Here is a 2,867-nt window from a genome sequence, read left to right on the forward strand (position 1 = left end):
GTTTTTTTATGCCTGCAAAGTGGGCCGACCAAACCCAAGGGGTGCACCAAGTGCCAGACGAAAACCAGATTGATCTTGAAGACCCGGCAGTTCAGACCGCCATTGCTGCAGCTGTAGAGGCGGCGACCCTGGGCCTCAAGAACAAAAACACCGAACTGCTTGGCTCGCTCCGGACCACCAAAACCGAGCTGGACGGCTTCAAGTCCCAGTTTGAAGGCCTGGACATCGCCGCCGTGAAAGGGCTGCTGACCAAGGTTGGCCAGGATGAAGAGACCAAGCTGATTGCCGAGGGCAAGCTGGACGAGGTCATCACCCGCCGTACCGAGCGCCTGCGCACCGACTACGACACCAAGCTGGCCGCCGAGAAAGCCCGTGCCGACAAGGCCGAGCAGTTCGCTGCCAAATACAGCGACAAGGTGCTGGCTGATTCAATCCGCGCCGCTGCCATCAAGGCCGGCGCGCTCCCTGAGGCCGCCGAGGACATCATCCTGCGCGCCCGGGGCACTTTCAAACTCAGTGAAGACGGCGAGGCGATTGCCACCGACCGTGACGGCGAGGTCGTTTACGGGAAGGACGGGAAGACCCCGCTGTCGCCGCTCGAATGGGCGGAATCTCTGCGTGAAACAGCAACACACCTGTGGCCAAGGGCTCAGGGTGCCGGGCAGACCGGTGACAACGGTGGCAAGGCCACGAAAAAGTGGGGCGAGTACACGGAAACCGAACGCGCTTCGATCGCTCGTGACAACCCTGAGCTCTTCAAGAAAATCCAGGCCACCAAAGGAACCTAATCCATGGCAACTACCCAACTGACCGACATCTTCGTCGGCGACTACTACGCCTCGCTGGCACCGGTTAACAGCCCGGAAAAGACCGCTGTATACGAGTCGGGTATTGTGACCCGCTCGCCTGTGCTGGATGCGATCGCCTCCGGCAGCCAGGGCACCGCTGAGATCAGCCACTGGCAGGATCTCAACGCTGATGAAGCTCCGAACATCAGCAACGATGATCCGAACGACCAGGGCGAAGTCGGCAAAGTCACCCAGGACAGCATGCGTGCACGCGTCCTGTACCTCAACAAAGGCTACGGCGTAACCGACCTGACTGCTGAGCTGGCCAACACTGAGCCTCAGCAGCAAATCCGCAACCGCTTCGGCACCTACTGGACCCGCCAGTGGCAGCGTTACACCCTGGGCGCGGCTCGCGGCATCATCGCCTCGAACATCGCGAACAACGGCGGTGACATGGTCATCGACGCGGGCGCGACCATCAGTGCGAATGCCTTCCAGGATGCTGCGTTCACCGCCGGCGATGCCGCTGACCAGTTCGGCGCGATCGGCGTGCACTCCGTGGTGATGAACCAGATGGTCAAGCAGGACCTCATCGAGTACCTGCGCGACTCCGACGGCAAGATCATCCTGGCCACCTACCTCGGCAAGCCAGTCTTCATGGACGACGCGCTGGTATATGGCGCGGGCAAGTACCTGTCCGTGTTCTTCGGCCAGGGCGCTTTCGGCTACGGCGAAGGAACTCCCAAGGTGCCGGTAGAACTGGAGCGTAAGCCAGGCGGCGGTAACGGCGGTGGTGCCGAGGTGCTGTGGGAGCGGAAGACCTACATCCTTCAGCCCGCCGGCTTCAGTTGGAAGGGCTCCGAGGCTCAGAACCTTAGCCCGACCGCGACTCAGTACGCAGCTGCTGCGAACTGGCAGCGCGTGTTCAGCCGCAAGCAGGTTCCGTTCGCCGCCGTGATCAGCGGTACCACCACGCCGTAATTCGGCCCACATAACATGGCGCCGTTATGGCGCCGGGATGCTTTTGAGGTGACTCATGAAAGTGATCTACACGGACAAGCCGGGCAAAGAGCGCGGCGTGTGCTACCGCCTGCTGAGCGAATTCTTCGGTGTCATCGGTTCCGCCACTGAGGTGGTCGTCGATGGCGATAAGCCGGATATCTTCGATGCTTACCAGGCCGCCGGCATCAAGGTTTCCGACGGCGAGGAGCAGGAAGCACCTGAAACCGACCCTTTGAAAATGAAGGTCCCCGAGCTGAAAGAGTGGCTGAGCGCGAAGGGCATTACCTTTGACGCGACCGCCAGGAAAGAAGACCTGCAGGCCCTGGTGCCAGCGGAATAAGGACAAGCACATGACCGACTTCATCACCGTTGCCGATGTTGACGCCCAGCTCGGTCCTGACTGGGCCGGTACCGGTGATCCGGTCCTTGCTGTGACCATGGCAAACGCCTGGCTCACGGCCAAGATTAAGCGGGCTGTTCCCGATCCGGTTCCGGCCGAGATCAAAACAGCCGGTGCCCAGATCGCCAAAGAGGCGGCGGCGGGCAAGCTGTACACAGCAACGCAGAAGGAAGTGCAGAGCAGGACGGTCTCGGCTCAGTCCGGCACATCGGTGAGCAAAACCTACGTGGCAGGCTCTACCGATCAGTCGGCGGGCGTCAACTTCGCCCTGGCGCTGCTGGCGCCTTGGATTAAGCGCTCCGGCGTGATGATGCTGAAAAGGATCTGATCATGGGCATGCGCGAAGAGATCCAGGCTGAATTGGCCGAGTCGTTCGATGATCCTGATGGGCTGGCTGACGCGGTAAAGCCGGTGACAGGCGTGCGCAAGGTTGCGGGCGAGTATGACCCCGACCTAGGCGGCGAAACGCCGGAGACCATCGTGACGTACTCCGGGCGCGGTGTTCTGGGCAGCTACCTGTCCAAGGAGATCGACGGCTCCCTCATCCAGACCACCGACAAGAAGCTGCTCGTGCTGCAAAACGAGCTATTCGTGTCAGAGGGCGGGGTGCCAACGGCGGTACCGGCAGCACCGGCCATTGGCGACATCATCAACGGCATGCGGGTTATGAACTTGTC

Annotated in this window: 5 protein-coding genes; all 5 read left to right on the forward strand. The window is 61.2% G+C overall.

Annotated features, from left to right (window positions below):
• Positions 1-50: 50 nt before the first annotated feature.
• Positions 51-788: a hypothetical protein gene (locus tag JV201_RS13395; protein WP_219407168.1), complete on the forward strand. Its 738-nt coding sequence runs from the start codon at positions 51-53 to the stop codon at positions 786-788.
• A gap of 3 nt (positions 789-791) precedes the next feature.
• Entirely contained in the window at positions 792-1,769 is a 978-nt protein-coding gene (locus JV201_RS13400) for a major capsid protein (protein WP_219407063.1), read from the forward strand.
• Between the two features lie 55 nt (positions 1,770-1,824).
• Positions 1,825-2,130, forward strand: a complete 306-nt coding sequence (locus tag JV201_RS13405) for a HeH/LEM domain-containing protein (protein ID WP_219407064.1) — start codon at positions 1,825-1,827, stop codon at positions 2,128-2,130.
• Positions 2,131-2,140: 10 nt separating this feature from the next.
• The gene (locus JV201_RS13410; RefSeq protein ID WP_219407065.1) at positions 2,141-2,518 is read left to right on the forward strand and encodes a hypothetical protein; all 378 of its coding nucleotides are present in this window, start codon (positions 2,141-2,143) and stop codon (positions 2,516-2,518) included.
• 2 nt (positions 2,519-2,520) lie between these two features.
• Positions 2,521-2,867, forward strand: a 347-nt coding sequence (locus JV201_RS13415; protein WP_219407169.1) for a hypothetical protein, incomplete at its 3' end; no start/stop codon positions are given.

It is taken from the genome of Pseudomonas sp. Colony2, assembly GCF_019382755.1.
In the GTDB taxonomy this organism is placed as follows: domain Bacteria; phylum Pseudomonadota; class Gammaproteobacteria; order Pseudomonadales; family Pseudomonadaceae; genus Aquipseudomonas.

Excerpts from the sequence above, each read along its gene's own strand:
- JV201_RS13400 (WP_219407063.1), top strand. The coding sequence starts at position 792 with ATGGCAACTACCCAACTGACCGACATCTTCGTCGGCGACTACTACGCC.
- JV201_RS13405 (WP_219407064.1), top strand. The coding sequence starts at position 1,825 with ATGAAAGTGATCTACACGGACAAGCCGGGCAAAGAGCGCGGCGTGTGC.
- JV201_RS13410 (WP_219407065.1), top strand. The coding sequence starts at position 2,141 with ATGACCGACTTCATCACCGTTGCCGATGTTGACGCCCAGCTCGGTCCT.